The 18,001-nt window shown below is 68.4% G+C and carries 12 protein-coding genes and 1 pseudogene; 11 read left to right on the top strand and 2 right to left on the bottom strand.

Annotation, left to right across the window (positions count from 1 at the left end; all coding sequences use genetic code 11):
* The first annotated feature begins 669 nt into the window (after nucleotides 1-669).
* The 10 genes from ACFWWQ_RS17090 (at nucleotide 670) to ACFWWQ_RS17045 (ending at nucleotide 14,344) form a co-directional block, all read left to right on the top strand.
* Nucleotides 670-948, top strand: a complete 279-nt coding sequence (locus ACFWWQ_RS17090; protein WP_384596921.1) for a hypothetical protein — start codon at nucleotides 670-672, stop codon at nucleotides 946-948.
* 118 nt (nucleotides 949-1,066) lie between these two features.
* Nucleotides 1,067-2,422, top strand: coding sequence for a type VII secretion integral membrane protein EccD (gene eccD / locus ACFWWQ_RS17085; RefSeq protein ID WP_384596829.1), 1,356 nt, complete (start codon nucleotides 1,067-1,069; stop codon nucleotides 2,420-2,422).
* 49 nt (nucleotides 2,423-2,471) lie between these two features.
* Nucleotides 2,472-3,701 (top strand): MinD/ParA family protein, encoded by a 1,230-nt coding sequence (locus ACFWWQ_RS17080; RefSeq protein ID WP_384596827.1) that lies wholly within the window; start codon nucleotides 2,472-2,474, stop codon nucleotides 3,699-3,701.
* A 57-nt stretch (nucleotides 3,702-3,758) separates the two neighbouring features.
* Entirely contained in the window at nucleotides 3,759-7,733 is a 3,975-nt protein-coding gene (eccCa, locus tag ACFWWQ_RS17075; RefSeq protein ID WP_384596825.1) for a type VII secretion protein EccCa, read from the top strand.
* A gap of 91 nt (nucleotides 7,734-7,824) precedes the next feature.
* Entirely contained in the window at nucleotides 7,825-9,237 is a 1,413-nt protein-coding gene (locus ACFWWQ_RS17070; protein WP_384596822.1) for a DUF6177 family protein, read from the top strand.
* 191 nt (nucleotides 9,238-9,428) lie between these two features.
* Entirely contained in the window at nucleotides 9,429-9,761 is a 333-nt protein-coding gene (locus tag ACFWWQ_RS17065) for a hypothetical protein (protein WP_384596820.1), read from the top strand.
* Nucleotides 9,762-9,807: 46 nt separating this feature from the next.
* Nucleotides 9,808-10,119, top strand: a complete 312-nt coding sequence (locus tag ACFWWQ_RS17060; RefSeq protein ID WP_384596818.1) for a pore-forming ESAT-6 family protein — start codon at nucleotides 9,808-9,810, stop codon at nucleotides 10,117-10,119.
* Nucleotides 10,120-10,249: 130 nt separating this feature from the next.
* Complete coding sequence (locus tag ACFWWQ_RS17055; RefSeq protein ID WP_384596919.1) at nucleotides 10,250-10,702, top strand: DUF6507 family protein; 453 nt, start codon at nucleotides 10,250-10,252, stop codon at nucleotides 10,700-10,702.
* On the top strand, nucleotides 10,699-13,461 hold the full coding sequence (locus ACFWWQ_RS17050) for a hypothetical protein (protein WP_384596816.1): 2,763 nt from the start codon (nucleotides 10,699-10,701) through the stop codon (nucleotides 13,459-13,461). The genes ACFWWQ_RS17055 and ACFWWQ_RS17050 overlap by 4 nt, the downstream gene beginning before the upstream one ends.
* Nucleotides 13,462-13,477: 16 nt before the next feature.
* Nucleotides 13,478-14,344, top strand: coding sequence for an immunity 49 family protein (locus ACFWWQ_RS17045; protein WP_384596814.1), 867 nt, complete (start codon nucleotides 13,478-13,480; stop codon nucleotides 14,342-14,344).
* 192 nt (nucleotides 14,345-14,536) lie between these two features.
* On the opposite strand, the gene ACFWWQ_RS17040 is transcribed toward ACFWWQ_RS17045, so the two are convergent.
* The gene (locus tag ACFWWQ_RS17040) at nucleotides 14,537-15,496 is read right to left on the bottom strand and encodes a hypothetical protein (protein ID WP_384596812.1); all 960 of its coding nucleotides are present in this window, start codon (nucleotides 15,494-15,496) and stop codon (nucleotides 14,537-14,539) included.
* 189 nt (nucleotides 15,497-15,685) lie between these two features.
* Here ACFWWQ_RS17040 and ACFWWQ_RS17035 point away from each other — a divergent pair.
* Nucleotides 15,686-16,619 (top strand): annotated as a pseudogene (locus ACFWWQ_RS17035) (hypothetical protein).
* 96 nt (nucleotides 16,620-16,715) lie between these two features.
* Here ACFWWQ_RS17035 and ACFWWQ_RS17030 read toward each other — a convergent pair.
* Nucleotides 16,716-17,462 (bottom strand): DNA-methyltransferase, encoded by a 747-nt coding sequence (locus tag ACFWWQ_RS17030; RefSeq protein WP_384596810.1) that lies wholly within the window; start codon nucleotides 17,460-17,462, stop codon nucleotides 16,716-16,718.
* Nucleotides 17,463-18,001: the final 539 nt, after the last annotated feature.

Genomic DNA, 18,001 nt, shown 5'->3' with positions numbered 1-18,001 from the left:
CTCCGGGGTGCGGCTCCGTTGTGGCGTGACAGGTCGGGCACAGCCGTGGTCCTTGGCGGGCCTCACCGTGCCCTCCGGGGTACGGCTCCGTTGTGGCGTGGTCGAGCGGGCCCCGATGCTGCTGCCGCTGATCCTCACCGTGCCCTCCGGGGTGCGGCTCCGTTGTGGCGTGACAGGTCGGGCACAGCCGTGGTCCTTGGCGGGCCTCACCGTGCCCTCCGGGGTACGGCTCCGTTGTGGCATCAGCCCCGAAGACGGCCAGGTCATGGCGATGGCGGGCGCACCGTGCCCTCCGGAGTGCGGCTCCGTCGTGGCAAGGTCATGGAGCTGGACGTCCTGCTGAAGCTGTACTCACCGTGCCCTCCGGGGTGCGGCTCCGTTGTGGCGGTGTCTACCAGGTCGCTGGGTCACCGATCTGCGCGCTCACCGTTCCGAGCGCGGCGAGCCCTACGACGACATACGCCAACGCCCTCACGGCACGCACCGATCCCGGCGTGGGCAGCTGGGCCATGGGATACGGCTGGTAGGGGCCTGGGTGGTGCGGCGGCAGACGCAAAAGTGCACCATGATGCGGGGAACCCGGATCGGCGGCGCGTGTATGGCCGCCAAAGGCCGGGGGTTCATCAGTCTCGGCCAATGCGGCGGGCGATTGGAGCGACGGGCGAGGAAATGGCGCGGGATTACGACAGTCAGTTGCTGGAGTCAGTGGCGGTGCGCCGACGCAGGATGCGTGACGCCGTGTTGTTCGGCGCGCAGCGCGGGCGTCGCACGGCGGACGAGCGGCTCGGGAAGGTATTCGCGGGGATCGCCATCACAGCCGTCCTGTGCGCGGGGTGCGTCGGCTGGTCCTTCCTTCAGCACACCCTGGCGAATCAGAAGGCCGAGCAGGAGAAGCAGCAGCGCCAGGTACAGCAGTACGAGCAGCCGACGAAGTCGGCGAATCCCTAGAAGCCGCCAGGTTCAGGATCTTCTTGCGACGCCGGGCAGCAGTAGCGGAGGCATACCGGACAGTCATGTCTTATTCAGCCCGAGAGCGCGTCAACACCGCGATGATAGGTTCCCGTAAGTGGTGAGCAGAGCAACGACTTCCCAGGCACAACTGAGCCGAGTGACACTGGTCGGCGAGCGTCGCCGAGCCGACATCGTCCTGCTTTCCGACACGCCTATTGGGCAATTGCTCCCCGAAATCTTGCAGTTGCTGGGCGACCGCCCCGCTTCGGGGCCGATGTCGCGGCAGCTGATTACGTCTGACGGTTCCGTTCTGCCGCACGACAGCACACTGGCATCGGCCGGAATCGTCGACGGTGCGGTACTCCGGCTCGTCAGGACGCACTCTGCGCCACCCGCCCCGGTGGTGCATGACGTCACGGACCAGGTGGCGGACGATCTGGATCTGCGAACCTGGCGCTGGCGTCCTGCCGCGCGTCGGGCCAGCGCGGGGGTCGCCACGGTCTCCTTCACGGTGATCGCCGCGCTGCTCGCCCGGCGCGAGTTCGCGCTGGACGCGCTCGTCGGTCCGTGCTCGGCTCTCGCGCTCGTACTCCTGGCGGCCGGTCTGCTCGTCACCAGGGTCGGGCAGGGAAACCGGGGCCTGACGACCGCGCTCCTGCTCGCGTCCGGCGGGCTCGGTGTCCTTACCGCGTGGATGGCCGCCGACGCGTACGCCTGGTCGGGCGCGGGACGGCTCGCCGGCGTTGCGGGGGTGCTGGTGCTGACGCTCGGGTGTCTCGGCTACTTCTCGCCGCTCGGCAAGGGTGGGCTCGTCGGCGCCGTGACGACGGCTGTGCTCGCCGTGGCGTGGGAGGTGGTGGCCGCCGTCCAGAGCGATCCGGCCCGGCTCGGCGCCGTCATGGCGGTGTTCTCGCTGGTGCTGCTGGGCGTGCTGCCGCGGCTTGCTCTGATGGCGTCGGGGCTCACCGCGCTCGATGACCGCCGCTCGGGCGGGGTCTCCGTCAGCCGGCACCAGGTGGGGACCGCTCTTGCAGCGACGCACCGGGGTCTTGCGCTGTCGACGGTCATCACCGCGGTTTCGGCGGTTTCCGCCGGATGGTTGCTCACCTTGGCCGAGAGGCCGACCGTGTGGACCTCTGTGCTGGCGTCACTCGTCGTCGTGGTGCTCGTGTCGAGGGCGCGGGCTTTCCCGCTGGTCGCCGAGGTCGTGGCGCTCCTGGTCGCCGCCTCGTGCCTCGTCGTGCGCCTGGTGATGGTGTGGATGGAGCATGCGGGGGGTGCCGGGCCGCTCGCCGTGCCGGGTGCGGCCGCGGTGTTGCCGCTGCTGGCGTTGGCCGTGCAGGTGCCCGAGCATGTGCAGGTGCGGCTGCGGCGCGTGGCCGATCTGGTCGAGTCCGTGGGCATGGTGGCGCTCTTCCCGCTCGCCTTCGGGGTGTTCGGGGTCTACGGGCAGTTGCTCAACCAGTTCTGAGTCGATGTGCAGGCGCTCCGGGCGCAGCAGGGTGGGGTGAAAGTCAGGCATGCCGAGCGGAGACGGCTGGCAGGGTGAGGTGCTGCGCGAGGTGAGAGGCGGCGCCCCGGAGGGTTCGCAGGGCCCCGGTGGAGGGCCGTACCACGCGCCTCCCTCCGGTCCGGGCCCGTTTGCACAACCCGCCCAGACCCCGGATGCGGTCCATGGAGCTGATGCACACCGGCAGGCCGCCCACCCGTACCCGGGTCAGGAGCAGCAGGCAGGCCATCAGGGCAGTTGGCCACAGCAAGCCGACCTTCGGAAGCAGGAGCAGCACGCCCCGGCGGTATACCCGTCGGGTCCCCAGCCCTACGGTGCGTCCGGCTCCCGCCCCGTGGTGGACGAGGTGCTGGCCGACGCCGTACGACACAAGCCTCAGCACGGCGAGTCCTTCGCCGCGCGGGCTGCGCGCGCCCTGCGACGCACGGTGTCCTCGTCGGCGGCGCGCGAGGTGGCCGATGTCACCCGGACCGCCGGGGTGCTTCAGCAGCCGGTGACGACCGGTCGGCAGATCGCCGTGACGTCCATCCGGGGCGGCTCGGGCAAGTCGACCGTCTCCGCGCTGCTCGGCACCACGTTCGCGCATTACCGGCAGGATCCGGTCCTCGTACTGGAGGCCGATCCGGCGCTGGGCACGCTGCCGTTGCGGCTCGGTGCCCGGACGCGGCGCTGGACCACCGGCGAGATCGCGGACCTCGTCACGCCGGACATGACGCTGCTCGACGTCACCGGCTATCTCGTCCAGCTGCCCGACAACGCCTGGCTGCTGCCGGCGAGCCAGGGTCAGATCGGCGCGATGCTGGACAGCCGGGCGTACGAGCGGGCCGTGGTGGCGCTGCGGCGCTACTTCGGTGTGATGGTCATCGACTGCGAGACGCTGCCCGCCGAGGTGGCCCGGGTCGCGCTCGCCGCCGCCCATGGCCGTGTGCTGACCGCACCGGCCACGCCGGAGGGCATCACCAGCACGTACGCGGTACTCCAGTGGCTGCAGGGGCTACCCCCACATGTGATCGCCGGCACCGTCGTCGTCCTCACCGAGTTGATGCCGCGCTCACGGATCGACCTCGACGAGGCCGCCGCGAGGCTCAAGGCCACCGGGGTGAGCGTCCAGGTCCTGCCGTTCGACCGGCACCTGGCGGCGGGCGGGCCGGTGCAGACCGCCTTGCTCGCCCAATCGACCAGGCAGGCCGCCGCCCGCATCGCCGCGGACGTCTTCCACCTCTCCCAGCAGCGTCACTGACCAGATGCCGAGCCCGACCGTGAACAACGGACGACGAACCGTGAATGACGGACGCCGATGAGTACCCGACTGATCCACCGCCCGGCCCGGACCTTCAGGCCCCCGGCCGTCCCCGAAGCCCGCATCATCGAGGCCCCGCCGAACCTCCCGGAGGGGAAGGCGGGCAATATCGCGATGTCGCTGCTGCCCATCGCGGGCGTCATGTCGTCCGTGGTGATGATGACGGTCGTCCGCAACAGCCAGTTCGCCGCACTCGGCGCGCTCATCCTCGTCGTCACCGTCATCGGCTCCCTCGCGCTCGTCTTCTCGCAGCGCGGCAAGGCGCAGCGCACCCGCCGCACCCAGCGCGAGGCGTACCTCGCCTACCTGGAGGAACTGCGCGAGGAGCTGTCCGCCGAGGAGCGGCAGCGGGGCGAGCGCGCCGATGTCCTCAACCCGCCGCCAGCTGCCCTCTACGACATCGTGCGCGATCCGGCGCGCCTGTGGGAACGCCGCCGTGCCGACCCCGACTTCCTGTCCGTGCGCGTCGGTACCGGCGAGATGCCGGTACGGGACGTGAAGATCGCCCAGCAGGACTCGTCGGTCCTCACCCCGCCCGACCGCTTCATGCTCAACGAGGCGTCGGCGCTGATATCCCGCTTCCGCACCGGCACCGAACTCCCCCTCACCGTCCCCCTCGACCGCGTCGGCAACATCAGCGTCATTGGCCCCCGCGAGGACTGTCTGCGCGTGGTGCGCGCGCTGCTCGTCCAGACCTCGGCCCTGCACTCCCCCGACGATGTGGCGATGGCGCTGGCCGTGCCGGGTGACCGGCTCGCCGACTGGGAGTGGGCGAAGTGGCTGCCGCAGCTGCTCGACGACGAGCAGTTCGACGGGCCCGTAGCCGCTCGCCGTATCGCCCCGTCCGCGCCGCAGCTCGCCCGGCAGATCGGCCCCGAACTCCGGCGCCGCGCCTCCTACGCGGCCGAGGTGCGCCGGGGTCTGTCCGGCAACGATGCGTTGGCCATGACGTCCCGGCTGCTCGTCGTCGCCGACGGACACGGCGAGGATGCCGTCGAGCTGCCGCGCCCCGATGAGGCGGTCGGCCTGCGCGAGATGGGCGTCACCGTTCTGCACCTGCTCGCCCAGCGGGTCCAGGAGCCGGGACAGGTCAGCGTCCGGATCACCGTCGACGGCGGCCAGGTGGTCATCGAGGACCTGCGCGGGCCGGAGCCGGTCCTCGCCCACGGCACCGTGGACGAGGTCGGCATCTCCTTCGCCGAGGGCCTGGCCCGGATGCTGGCGCCGCTGCGCCTGTCCGCCGAGTCCCGCGTCGACGCCCCGCTGACCGGGCCCGTGGACTTCGCCGGCCTGCTCGGCATCGACGACATGGCGCACCTCGATCTGTCGCAGCTGTGGGCGCCGCGCGGCGAACGTGCTTTCCTCCGTGTGCCCATCGGCGTCAACGACTCCCACGAGCCGGTGCTGCTGGACCTGAAGGAGTCCTCCGAGCTGGGCATGGGCCCGCACGGTCTGTGCGTCGGCGCCACCGGCTCGGGGAAGTCCGAGCTGCTGCGCACCCTCGTCCTCGCCCTGGTGGCCACCCATCCGCCGGAGGATCTGGCGCTGGTCCTGGTCGACTACAAGGGCGGTGCGACCTTCGCGCCGTTCGCGGAGCTGCCGCACGTCGCGGGCGTGATCACCAACCTGGAGAACCAGGCAGGTCTGGTCGAGCGCGTCCACGCCTCGCTCGCCGGCGAGGTCAAGCGCCGCCAGCAGGTCCTCAAGGACGCGGGCAACATCGCCGACATCGGCCACTACGCCGCGCTGCGCGCCGACGGACGGCCCGATCTGGAGCCGCTGCCGCACCTCTTCGTCGTCATCGACGAGTTCGGCGAACTCCTCACCGCCAAGCCGGACTTCATCGACCTGTTCCTGTCCATAGGCCGCATCGGCCGCTCGATCGGCGTGCATCTGCTGCTGTCCAGCCAGCGCATCGAGGGCGGCCAGCTGAAGGGCCTGGACACCTATCTCTCCTACCGGCTCGGCCTGCGCACCTTCTCCGCCGACGAGTCCCGTACGGTCCTGGACACCGCCGACGCCTTCCACCTGCCGCCGCTGCCCGGCTTCGGCTACCTCAAGGTCGACACCAGCCACTACGACCGCTTCAAGGCCGGTTACGTCTCGGGCGCCTACCGAGGCCCCGTTCAGCAAGAGGCGGATGAGGAGACCGGGCCTCTCGCCCTCCCCTACGACACGTACAACTCCTTGTCCCGCGACGAAGCCCCGGACGCCGGGGAGCCGACGGTGCGGCGCCGTGACACGGGACCGACCGAGCTGGGCGTCATGGTCGGACAGTTGGAGAACGCGGCGGGCCCGGTCCGCCGTATCTGGCTGCCGCCGCTGCCCGACGCCGTCGCTCTGGACGCCGTCGCCGGGCCGCTGGATGCAGGACCGCGCGGTATGCAGCTCTCCCGGCGCCGCGGCCCCCTTGAAGTGCCGCTCGGTATCCTCGACGATCCGGCCAAGCAGTGGCAGGGGCAGTGGTACCTGGACCTGACGGTGGCGGGCGGTCACGCCGCCGTCATCGGCGGCCCGCAGTCCGGCAAGACCACGCTGCTGCGCACCCTCGTCCTCTCGCTCGCGCTGACCCACACCCCGCAGGAGGTCAGTGTCTACGGCCTCGACCTGGTCGGCGGCGGCCTGACGGCCCTGGCTGGCCTCCCCCACGTCGGCGGCATCGCGGGCCGCGCCGACCGCGAACGCGCCGCGCGCACCATCGAAGAAGTCCAGGCCATGCTCGCGGCCCGGGAGGACCTCTTCCGCGAACACGGCATCGACTCCGTCTCCCAACTGCGCGACCTGCACGCGGCGGGCCGACTGCCCCGGCTGGCCTCCGCCGAGATCGTGCTCGTCATCGACGGCTTCGGCGCACTGCGGGACGACTTCGAGGAACTGGACCACGACGTCGCCGACCTCCTCAAACGCGGCGGCGGCTACGGCATCCACGTGGTGGCCGGCATGCTCCGTTGGAACGACGCACGCATCGCCGTCCAGTCGAACTTCGGCACCCGCATCGAGCTACGCCTGAACGACCCCGGCGAGTCCAGCATCGACCACAAGCTCGCCCAGACCCTCTCGCCCGACGAGCCAGGACGCGTCCTCACCGACGGCAAACTCTTCGCACAGGTCGCACTCCCCCGCACCGACTCGCTCACCGACACCGGCGATGTCGGCACCGTCCTGGAGCGCACGGCCCGGACGATCCGCGCCACCTGGAGCGGCGAGGTCGCCCCACCGGTACGGATGCTGCCCCACCTCCTCCAGCCCGACCTCCTGCCGAGCCCGGCCGCCGAACCCCGACGCGTACCGATCGGCCTCGACCAAACAGCCCTCCAGCCCGTTCTGCTCGACCTCTTCCAGCACGACCAGCACCTGCTGATCCTCGGCGACAGCGAGTGCGGCAAGACGAACCTGCTGAAGGCCATCGCCGCCGGCCTGATCGAGCGGTACAGCGAGGACGAGTTGGTCTTCGCCGTCATGGACCCCAGGCGCTCCCTGCGCGGCGCGATCCCCGAGGAGTTCAACGGCGGCTACGCGTACAACGCCCGACTGTGCGCGGGCCTCGCCAACGGCATCGCCGGTGTGCTGGACAAGCGGCTGCCCGACGACAGTACGCACCCGCAGGACCTGGAGCCCGGCAGCTGGGGCGGCGGTCCGCGGATCGTGGTCCTCGTCGACGACTACGACGTCCTCACCACCGCCGGCCAGGAACCACTCGCCCCCTTCCTGCCCTACATCCCCTCCGCGGTGGACATCGGCCTCCACTTCGTCCTCACCCGCCGCGTAGCCGGCGCCTCCCGCGGCCTCTACGAACCCTTCGTCCAGGGCCTGCGCGAGTCGGGCTCCGCGGCCCTCGTCATGTCCGGCGACCGCGGCGAGGGCCAGCTCTTCCCCGGCGTATACGCCTCCCCGCAACCGCCCGGCCGCGGCATCCTCCTCCGCAGGGGCCACCCCAACCGCCTCATCCAGACCGTCCACTCCCCCGCGTGAAACCCCGGAGACCCGCCCCCGCACGCCCGCGGGACACGAGACGCACGGCATCGGCATCCCTGCCACGAACGACGAAGGACCGGACGACCCCATGACCAAGGACGTCATCGCGCTCACCCGACGCATGCCCACCCCGGGTGCCGTGCTCACCGGCCTGCTTTCCGGAGGCCCTGACACGCTCGTGGACACCACCGGCGAAGGCGCCGTCATGCGGCTCTGCGACGACGAGGGCCGGCCGCTCGTCTCCATCGAGGCGCCGCTCCTCGTCCAGGTCGCCGGCGAGGCCGAGCGGCTGCTCGGCGCCACACCGCCGCCGGTTCCGTACTGGTGGACCGAGGCCCGCGCCACCACCGGCGTCGAACACGCCGAGCGCCTCGCGGGCACCTTCGCGGCCCGGCTGGCCGCGCTGGCCGACGGCTCCGCCTGGCCACCGGAGGCCGCGCGCTCCCTGGCCGTGGTGAACACCGAGAACGTGAGCATGGCACCCGCTGAAGGGCAACCTGCCATCGACGTCCTCACCGACAAGGTCGCCGTCGTCATCCAGGACCGCCCGGTGGTAGCCATGACCGCCTGGCTCTCCGACGCCTACCGCGCCGCCGCCACCGCAGAGCTCGGCCTTCAGGTCGTCACGCCACCGGGCACCACGCTCTCCCCGGCCGTACGTGACAGCTTCAGCGCCTGGCCCTCCCGCTGGGTCGTGCGCGACGAACGCGACGGCTACTACGACGGACTGACCGGAGCCGTACTGCGCTGGCAGGACGGCATGTTCGCCCCTGCGACCTCGGCCGACGCGACCGCCGACGACCCGCGCACCCCCGTGGCCGCCTCCTACCAGGAAGTGGTGGCCACCGGCGAACATCAGCTGGCCGTGACCTTCCGCACCGTCCACCCGGCGGACGACCGCCTGGTCCTCGGCGGCGCCCTGGAGTCGATATGGCGCGAACTGACCGGCGCGCCCCCGGCCGGGTGGGGCACCGCGGAACCAGCCAACCTCCCCTGGTCACCGCGCCAGATCACCGACCTCGCCCGCGAGAGGGCACCCGAGCCGACGTGGTGCGTGGTGGTCGGCAGCCCGGACCGGCCGGCTCTCGCCACGGTGCGTATCAGCCGGACGACGGCGGGCGTGGAGGAAGACGTCACGCTGATGTTCGGCTACGGCCCCGACGAAGAGCCCCCGGTGGACGCCTTGCCCCGGGCGGCGGAGCTGCTGGCCACCCGCCACCGCCTCCAGTCGATGCTCGTCCAGCTCCGCAAGGCCCGCCGCGACCTGGCGGTGCCGCCCCGCTTCGAGGGCCCGGGGGTCCCCCTCGCGTTCGTCCTCGGCGCGGACGAGATCCGCCAGATGCCCGACGACCGCGCGCGACACACCCCGCTGTCCGAACCGCCCGTCCCCCTCGGCCCGAAGACGCACCCCGCGATGTACTACCCGCTGCCGGGAGACCCGTCGGATTTGTCAGGCTGGCAGGACTTCGAGCGCCTGATGCGGCATCTGAAAGGCGAGTGAGCAGGCCTGGAACGGGTGGGCCGACGCTTCGGCCTCCCCGCCGGGCACTCTGCGGCGGCGGGCAGTCGGGCACCGGTCCTGAGCCGTTGTCACACCCCGGTCGTAGCATCGGGAGAGCAGATTGCACCAGCGATCCGCGCTTGATAGGCATAATCGCACAAACGATCGTCAAGTTCAGCAGGGGGAGCCGGATGAAGTTCGACATGGGAGCGCAGACGCTCTCGACTCTGAAGTCACGCTCGCAGGGGTCGAGCACGGAACTGGGGACGCTGATCCGTCAGCTCGTCCAGGCGGCCCAGCCGCTGGAGGGCAAGTTCAACGGCTCCGGCAAGGCGGCCTTCGACGCGTTCAAGGCGCACGCGGACGAGATCACCGCGGAGCTGAACAGTGCGCTGGCCGGGATCGTGGGCGGGCAGTCGGGCATGGAGACGGCATTCAGCTCCGGCGTCCAGGAGCAGGCCGACAACGCCCGGACGCAGATGTCGGCCGCCAACTTCGACGCGGCCCGCTTCTCGGGCCGCTGACAGCCCGATCAGGACGCGTACTCAGATCTCAACGGGGAGGATTGTGATGACTGCCGGCAAGGACCGCCGCTCGTACGACTCGGGCGCATCGTCGGAGGCGCAGGGCAACATTCAGGCCGTGATCGCACGCCTGGAGCAGGTGATCGCAGCACGTGACGCGCAGGTGAAGCAGGCCATGGCGGACTTCACGGCCGACGGCGTCGCCGACGAGTACCACGGCAAGGAACTGCGCTGGAACCGCGCCTCGCAGGAGGTCAAGAGCATCGTCCATCTGCTCAAGACGACGCTGGAGAAGAACGACGCGACCGCGCACCACACGCTCCAACGCGCGAAGGCCGCGGTCGACAACATCGGCTGAACCAGCCCGGCACACCGGCAGCAGAAACAGCTTTCACGGTGCGTCGGCGAGTTGTCAGCTGTGAGGGGGCGCACCGCTGCGGATGGTGGCTGCGGTGCGGCAGAGAGGTATGCAGGAGGCGGGGGCGTTCATGGCGTCGTGGGACATTCAGCCGCAGGGTGTGCAGGGCCAGTTGAAGGTGGTCGGCACGCATGCCGAGGACCTGGGGAACGTCCTCCGTAAGCTGCTCGCGGACATGCAGGAGGCGGCGCAGGCGGCGGGTACGGCCGTGCCGGGCTCCCAGGCGCAGGTGCTGCCGAGCGGGAAGCCGGTGGCGGCGGGGTACAAGCCGGTAGGGCCGGTGGCGCCCGGCCTCGTGCCGCACGGTGCGACGGGTCCGGTCGCCGCGGCCTTGGCCGAGTACGCAAAAGAACGCCAGTCGGACTTCAAGGCGATGGCCGACCGCTGCCAGGCCGCCGTCCTGGGCGCGGCGAAAGCCACCAACGAGTACGTCGAGGGCGACCTGGAAGCGGCCAGGAACGCCCAGAACGCCGCCCGAGCTGTGCGGGTGGATGCGCTGAAGGGCTTCGGGGGGAAGAAGTGAGTAACGCTCCGGTCGACCCGGCCGAAGTACCGGTCTTCACCGGCGATCTGGACCTTCTCGAATCCAAGGTGAAGTCGCTGTCCCACAGCGGCCCCAAGATCGCCACCGCCGGCTCGGACGTGCACAAGTCCTTCGGCGGGCTGTCCGCCTTCTACAAGGCGCCCGAGGCGGAGCAGCTGTTCGCCGTCACCAAGCCCGTGGCGGACAAGGCACACGACGTCAGCACGGACGTACGCGTCATCGCCAAGGCCCTGGGCACCTACGCCCGCGAGATCACTCCGCTGGTCAAACAGCTCGATCAGCTCAAGCGGGACGCCGCCGACTTCCGCCACAAGGTCGCAGGGGACGACGACTGGTGCGAGGACGGCGACCTGACCGACGAAAACCTGAGCCGCCGCAACAAGATCGCCGAAGTCTGGACCGCGTTCCAGGCAGCAGAACGCGACTGCCACGCCAAGATCGTCGGCCTGGTCGGCGGCAAGAAGCTGCACGCGATCGACGGCTCCCACACGACGGGCTACGGCTACGATGCCGAAGCCCTCAAGCAGTCCAAGCGCCTGCCCTGGGGCGATGCGGTCGAGGAATCGGTGCCGTGGTGGAAGGTGTGGAGGCACGCCTACGACTTCGGCAAGGGCGTCATCGTCGACGGCGTATGGGGCACCATCAGGGGCCTGGGCACCCTGTTCTGCGTCGACGGCTGGGACGCCGCCGGCCAGGCGTGGACCGGTCTGGCCAAGCTCTCCACCGGCATCACGATCACCACCATGCCGCTCCTGGGCCCCGCCTTTCTGGCGATCCCGAGCGACAAACTCCCCTCCTGGCTACGGGACTCGCGTACCGCAATGAAGGAGACCGGTAAGGCCCTCGTCGCCTGGGACCAATGGGAGTCGAACGCACCCCGGGCCGCCGGCGCGGTCACCTTCAACGTCCTGACCGCCGTCTTCACCGAAGGCGCCGGCGCCGCCGCATCGGGCGCGGGCAAGGCCGGCGCCGCGGCCAAGGTCGTGTCCTTCGCCGGCAAGGCGGGCAAGGCCATCGACCCGATGACCTACGTCTTCAAGGCCGCAGGTGCGGGAGTATTGAAGATCAGCGCCGTCATGGCCCACCTCAAGGACGCCGGCCACTTCAAGATCCCACAGATCTCCGAAGGCGCCTTCGCCCTGCCCGAAGGCGCCGTCACAATGTCCGACGGCACGATCCAACTCCCCAAGGAAGCCGCCGTCCCGGAAGACGCAACCAAACTCCCGAACGGCAGAATCAAGCTGCCCGAAGGCACGGTCACTCTCCCGCCACACACGGTGAAGGACCCCTTCACCGGCAACTACACGGACGCCACCGGCAACCTCTACAGCAAGGACGGCAGCCTCCTCCAACACGCCGAGCACGCACCCGAGGGCGCGCCTGCCTCGGGCGCGGACAGCCCACGGATCGACACGCCAGCCCACCAGGAACAACGGGTCCCGGCCGGCGTCGGCGGACGGGGAGACGACGCCATCCGCGTCGGCTCGGACATATCCGACACGGGCCACGTCGGCGACAACGTGGGCCACCGCGACGTTGACCCGGGTGACAACACTCCCAGGGGCCAGGCTGGCGACCACGGCACTCCGGGCGGCAACGCGGGCAACAACATGCCCACCAATAACCTGAACTACAACCGGCCCGGTGATGGCAGTCGGGTCACGGACACGACGCCCACCGGCGGACATACCAATCACGCCCCGAGCTCAGGATCGGGCCACGTCCCGGGCGGCGGTTCGGGGGACACGCCCCTCTCATCCCACGGCGGCGCCCATCCCGAAATGCCACCTACAGGCGGTTTGGACGACGCCACCCACGCCGCAGACGGCACGACCGCGCCGGGACATCGGGCCAACAACAACGGTGACGTACGCGAGCTGACTGCCGAAGAGCGCAAGGCCATCCAGGATGAGCACGTCCGGAAGGCCAACGAAGACCCGGCATGGTACGAGAAGTACTACGACCGCCGGGGCCACCGGCTGAGAAAATCCGTAAAGGTGGATGGTGTCGAACTGCCCATTCTGAAGGAGCTCCCGAACGGGAAAAAGGTCGCCAAGTTCGATCTACCAAACGGCCCCTCCGAGGTAAGGTTCGGGCGGACGCCGCACGGACCGCAGTCGGCCGACCCTGCGCATCTGATGGAACTGAACAAATCGGCGAAGGACCGCCACATAGCCCGGGATCTGACCAACGCAGAGAAGGCATACGCAGACAGTCCTTCTAATGCGACCAGGCAGGCACTCACGGATGCGCAGACCGCCTACCGTGAGCAACTCGGCAATGTGCCCAACAACAGTAAGATCCCGGAGAAGCTGGGCGAGGACGCCGCCGCGCTACATGTCGTGCCAATCGAGTTCTCGAATGCCGTGGACGTCCCGCTCCCAAAGACTCCTAACGGCGCCAACATGTTCGACCAGGTGTACGAGCTCGGCCGAGGGACGGGCGAATACCTCATCGTCGAGGCGAAAGCACCCCGCGGCGACCTCGACTGGCGGCAGGGCGGCGGCGACGAGGAAAGAGGGGTGACGGCACCCCAAGGCATGAGAGTCAAGCAGGGCACCAGGTTGTACGTCGAAACGATCCTCTCGGAGATGTGGAAGAGGGGCCCGGAAGACATCAGGATTGCCGATGCCCTCTACACCGCACTAGAAGAGGGGAAGCTACAGTACGTCCTAGTGAAAGCGAACGAGAACACAGGCACCTACGCTGGGGCCGTGATGGAACACTTGAGGTTCTAGTAAAAGGAGAGTTTCAGTGGTCACGAACGTTCCCCGTCACGATTTCCCAACGGGGTATGCCACAGAGAGCATGGCGGCGCGAGCCGAAAGCTTGAATCGGATACTCGATCGGCTCGAAAAATCAGAAATGTCCCGTTCTCGCGCTCTTAGCGGCGCGTTGACCGTAGCCGAATCACACTGTGCAATCGATCCCACAGGAGACATGTTTCCGACGTGGGAAGCATGGGTCACAGCCATGCAGATTGGCTCGGCACTGTTCGCCTCGGCCATGGCAGCCGATAGCCCTGTGCCGTGCCGAATCGGGGTCGACGGCGGAGTCAAGAACCTCCCTGCGACCGGGCCTCAACCGTACCTGCACGCAGGCGCCTGGCTCACATCCTTCTATTTGGCAGCGATCTGCCGGGACAATCAGCGCGTGGACCAACTCGCACGGGTACCTACGGCTTTCCTCCGCGAATCCGGGGCAGAGTTCGATGAATACATCTACGACTGGGTGGAGACCCTGCAAGGCTTCTGGCTTGGCCGCGACGACGTGTGGGAGCGGCTGATTGCTGCAGTAAACGGCACTGCTCCCGAGGCGACTCGCATTGCCGACAAAGAGCTTATGCTGAAGATTCTCTATCCGCCGATCGAGCTCTTTCACCGCTATCTGCGACGGGACGATGCACAGTTCAGCGTGGCGCTGGCCGATGCCCTGAAATGGCACAAGGAATACTGGACCGCAGACGAGGCTCGCTCCACGAACGTTGACGGAATGGTTGCCCTCGGCCCGCTCGCCATCGCCTGCATGGCCCGCGACGCAGGCATCCCTATCGAGGTCGAGTCCGAATACCTGCCGAAGGAACTTCTGGAGTTCGGCTGGGTCGGTGAAGTTGACGCCTGACGCCTGACCGTTCTGGCGCCTTGCTCAGGCGGCGCAAGGCGCTGTGCCACGCGACGGAAGCCGGACTGCGGAGGGCTGGGCCGTGCCGTTCCGGCCCACCCACCGTGCCCCACTCAGATGATGACAGCCTGGAGGGCCACCTTCTGGTCAACAGCGAAGAGAGCATTAAACCCCCTTCACTTCGGTGGCGGCTCATTTCCCTGGGAACAGTAGCGGGTAGAGGAATACAAGGACGCCGAGGCCAGCCATGGCTGCCCTGCGATACACCAGCGCTGCCGCAATCACTGTACTGGCGACAGCAATCTGGTTGGGCAAGTTCATCGCCTTAGCAACCAGGGCGAGCCCTGCAATAAGACCAACAGCGAATGACAGCCGTAACGCCTCATTCCGTGGCTGCGGGTCTGGAAGGTCACCTGGGTCCAGCAGGGCGCCGACCTTCCCCTCTGCATACCGCTCGCTGATCGTCAACATCATTCGGGCGAGGTTGCGCGCAGCCTCCTCCGGCTCCACGTCAAGCGCAGCTTCGGCTGTCCGTAGCGCCATCACCACTCGTTCGGCATGCTCCTTCGCCTTCCGGCGCCGCCAGGACGACGCGATGGTGTTACGTGCCCGCCATGCGCCACGCACCCGCATGACCGGAATGCGCAGGGATAGGTCGCGTAAGTGATTGTCCCGGTCACGGCCTGACCGGGCTATGTCTGCGCACTTGCGGACGACAGCAGCCCATTCCGCTACGCGCAGAAAAGTCCAAGCCCGCAAATCGAATGTGTAAGCGATTGCGTGCATAGTGGCTCGCGCAACCAACCCGAGCACGACGATGAAGATCCAGCCGTTCGCGAACTGCAGCCACGCTGCACGAGTTGTCCAGATTGCGTTACGTTCAGCAAGAGCACTCAGCAGCCATGACGGCGCGTGGGCACGCAACCCCCCTTGCATGAGCTGCCCGACGAACCACCACTCGGCCACAACGATGGGTATCAGAACGACCCACGTTGCGAGTGCTGTTTGATAGCGCACCCGGAGCGCTACGCGCACCCGTCCTGACACCGGACCAAGGCCAAGCACTGTGGATGCTTCGCGCAGCTCGCGTATCGCATTGTCTGCATTCTTCCTTTGCCGGCGTGCTAGTTGACCCCGTACGCGTTCGATCACCCATCGAGGATGGCAGGCATCGTCGACACATGTGCCGTATGCAAGATTCTTTATAGCCGAGCGCACTGTTTCAGCCTTGGCAAGATGTGCTCACGGTTCGGTGAGAAGGAAGCGAGGCCCTGCCGGAATAAATGCCTTCTGAGCTCGATTGTTCGTTCGCAGTGACCGAAGTGGACTCGGGGGTAGCGTATGAGCAACATGAAGGTGTTCCGGATACGCAGCGGGAAGGCCACGGAGATTCCGGGATCGCCCGTGGCACTGGAGCGCCAGTTGCAGACGCTGGTCGAGGACAATATGAAGGCGATGCTCGGCATTCGGTTCCTGGCTTCGGAGTACCCGACCGGGCCGTGGCACCGCGGCCGGATCGACACCCTTGGACTGGACGAGAACGGCAGTCCCGTGGTGATCGAGTACAAGAAGGGCGTCGACAGCGGCGTACTGTCGCAGGCCGTCTCCTACTTGTCCTGGTTGGAGACAGCGCACCACGAGGTCGAGGCGCTCGTCCGGAAGGTGTTGGGCCCGGAGGCCGCCAAGTCCATCGACTGGCGTCGTCCGCGGGTGGTCTGCATCGCGGCCGGCTTCTCCCATCACGACCGCGTGGCAGTGCAGCGGCTGCCCGAGCGGATCGGTTTGGTGCGCTATCGCGTCTTCGAGGGGGACCTGCTGAGTCTGCTGCTCGTGGAAACCTCGCCCGGTTCGTGGAGCGCTGCTTCGTCTCGACAACGCAGGGAGCGGGGCGCAACGGCCGACAGCGTCCCGGCGGCATCGGTAGTTTCCGCGTCCGCGGGTCCACACCGCGTCCCAAACTGCCTGCGAGACCTGTACGCGGAGCTGGACGGTGCTCTCACCGCGTGGGGCGAGGTCGAGGTGGCGCCCCTTCAGCACTACATCGCCTATCGGCGACTGGTGAACGTGGCATCGGTGATCTTCCGCCTGAAGCACGAGGCGATCCTGGTCTACCTCAGACTCGATCCGGGGCACGGTCACGCTGGAGGAGGGCTTCACCCGAGACATGTGCGGCATCGGGCATCTCGGGACCGGCGACCTGGAGGTACGCCTCGTCTCAGCGGCTGACCTGGAGAAGGCAGCACCGTTGATTCGGCGAGCGTTCGAAGCGGCCTGACGTAAGCGAAAGGGCGGCTGAAGCACCGGCTACTCGGTGCATCAGCCGCCCTTTGACGTCTGCAGTCCACTGTCCCCAGACTCTCGGCTCTCATGATCATTCCTCCGGTCCGGCCAGGACGAAGTCGTCCTGGTTCAGTTCCTCCTGGAGCCTTCGCTCGGCGATGTCGGCGTAGTGCGGCGAGAGTTCGATGCCCAGGAAGTTGCGGCCTTCGCGTAGGGCGGCAACGCCTGTGGAGCCGCTTCCGGTGAAGGGGTCGAGGACGGTGCCGCCTTCGGGGCAGATCTGGACGAGCTGCTGCATGACCTGGACGGGCTTCTGGGTGATGTGGACTCGGTCCTTGCGGGGCTGGGAGGCGGTGAAGTCGCCGGGGAGGTAGAGGTCGCGGTCCCTGTCGAGGGTGCCCTTGACGCCCCAGGTGATGAACTCTGCCGACTGCTTGAAGCCGCCCTTGCGGGGCCGGCTGGCGGGCTTGATCCATGGGATGGTGCCGCTCCAGGTCCAGCCCGCCATCTGCAGGGCGTCGGAGGTGGTCGGCTCTTGGCGCCAGTCCGAGAAGACGACGGCGACCGCGTGCTCGGTGGACGCCCGGTACGCCTCGGTGAGCAGGGCGGTCAACCAGCTTCGGTAGCTGCGCTGATCGCGGTTTTCTCCGGGGAAGTTCTCCAAGTCGTGCGCGCTGTTGCTGGTGACGTACTTGGCGCGTGCGGTACGGCCGGTGCGGTCCGAGCTGGTGCGCCCGCCGGAGTTGTAGGGCGGGTCGGTGATGACGGCGTTGACGCTCTCGTCGGGCAGGTTCTTCAGCACGGTGAGGGCATCGCCTCGGTGCAGCGTGTAACTCATGCGCGGGTCTCTTTCAGGGCACGGCGGGACTGGGCCCGCTCTCCGGACGGCGCTCAACGGCGGTCGCGTCGAGCGGGGTGCGCCGGAGGTTAGCCGCGATTTCCGGCCGCGCCTAACGAGCTGTGTCGTCTTCCAGGGGGCGGGTGTGGGGGTCGTTTGGTGCGGCCGGACTTCCGGTCTACTGTCTCGCCTCGTCACCGGGAAGGAGCCCCGCTCCGCCCCTGTTGACCTGTGCTGACCAGTGCTTTTGCGTCTCGTATGCGGCTCGGGCAGCCCGTTCTCCCCGTTTTCGAGTCCGTGAGGGTCCCTTTGTGTATCGCCTGAGATTACGAGCGCGGCTGGCTGCCGCGCTGGACCGAGACCGGCGTCCGGGAGCTACCAACTCCCCTGACCCGGGCCCGCCCTGAGAGGCGGATTCACATCGGCGGGGGGGGGGGGGGGGGGGGAAACAATATCGGGAACCCCCCCCAGACAAAAACACAAAAAGCCCGGCGGAGCACCCGCCCCGGAAAAAAACCACCCCCGCCCCCCCCACCGCG

Origin of the sequence: Streptomyces sp. NPDC059080 (assembly GCF_042739975.1) — a bacterium.
GTDB classification, from domain to species: Bacteria; Actinomycetota; Actinomycetes; order Streptomycetales; family Streptomycetaceae; genus Streptomyces; species Streptomyces benahoarensis.
This window is presented reverse-complemented; position numbering and strand designations above follow the sequence as displayed.

What these genes read in the sequence shown, in the direction of transcription:
- ACFWWQ_RS17080 (WP_384596827.1), top strand. Translation starts at nt 2,472, where the DNA reads ATGCCGAGCGGAGACGGCTGGCAGGGTGAGGTGCTGCGCGAGGTGAGA.
- eccCa (WP_384596825.1), top strand. Translation starts at nt 3,759, where the DNA reads ATGAGTACCCGACTGATCCACCGCCCGGCCCGGACCTTCAGGCCCCCG.
- ACFWWQ_RS17065 (WP_384596820.1), top strand. Translation starts at nt 9,429, where the DNA reads ATGAAGTTCGACATGGGAGCGCAGACGCTCTCGACTCTGAAGTCACGC.
- ACFWWQ_RS17055 (WP_384596919.1), top strand. Translation starts at nt 10,250, where the DNA reads ATGGCGTCGTGGGACATTCAGCCGCAGGGTGTGCAGGGCCAGTTGAAG.
- ACFWWQ_RS17090 (WP_384596921.1), top strand. Translation starts at nt 670, where the DNA reads ATGGCGCGGGATTACGACAGTCAGTTGCTGGAGTCAGTGGCGGTGCGC.
- ACFWWQ_RS17070 (WP_384596822.1), top strand. Translation starts at nt 7,825, where the DNA reads ATGACCAAGGACGTCATCGCGCTCACCCGACGCATGCCCACCCCGGGT.
- ACFWWQ_RS17030 (WP_384596810.1), bottom strand. Translation starts at nt 17,462, where the DNA reads ATGAGTTACACGCTGCACCGAGGCGATGCCCTCACCGTGCTGAAGAAC.
- ACFWWQ_RS17060 (WP_384596818.1), top strand. Translation starts at nt 9,808, where the DNA reads ATGACTGCCGGCAAGGACCGCCGCTCGTACGACTCGGGCGCATCGTCG.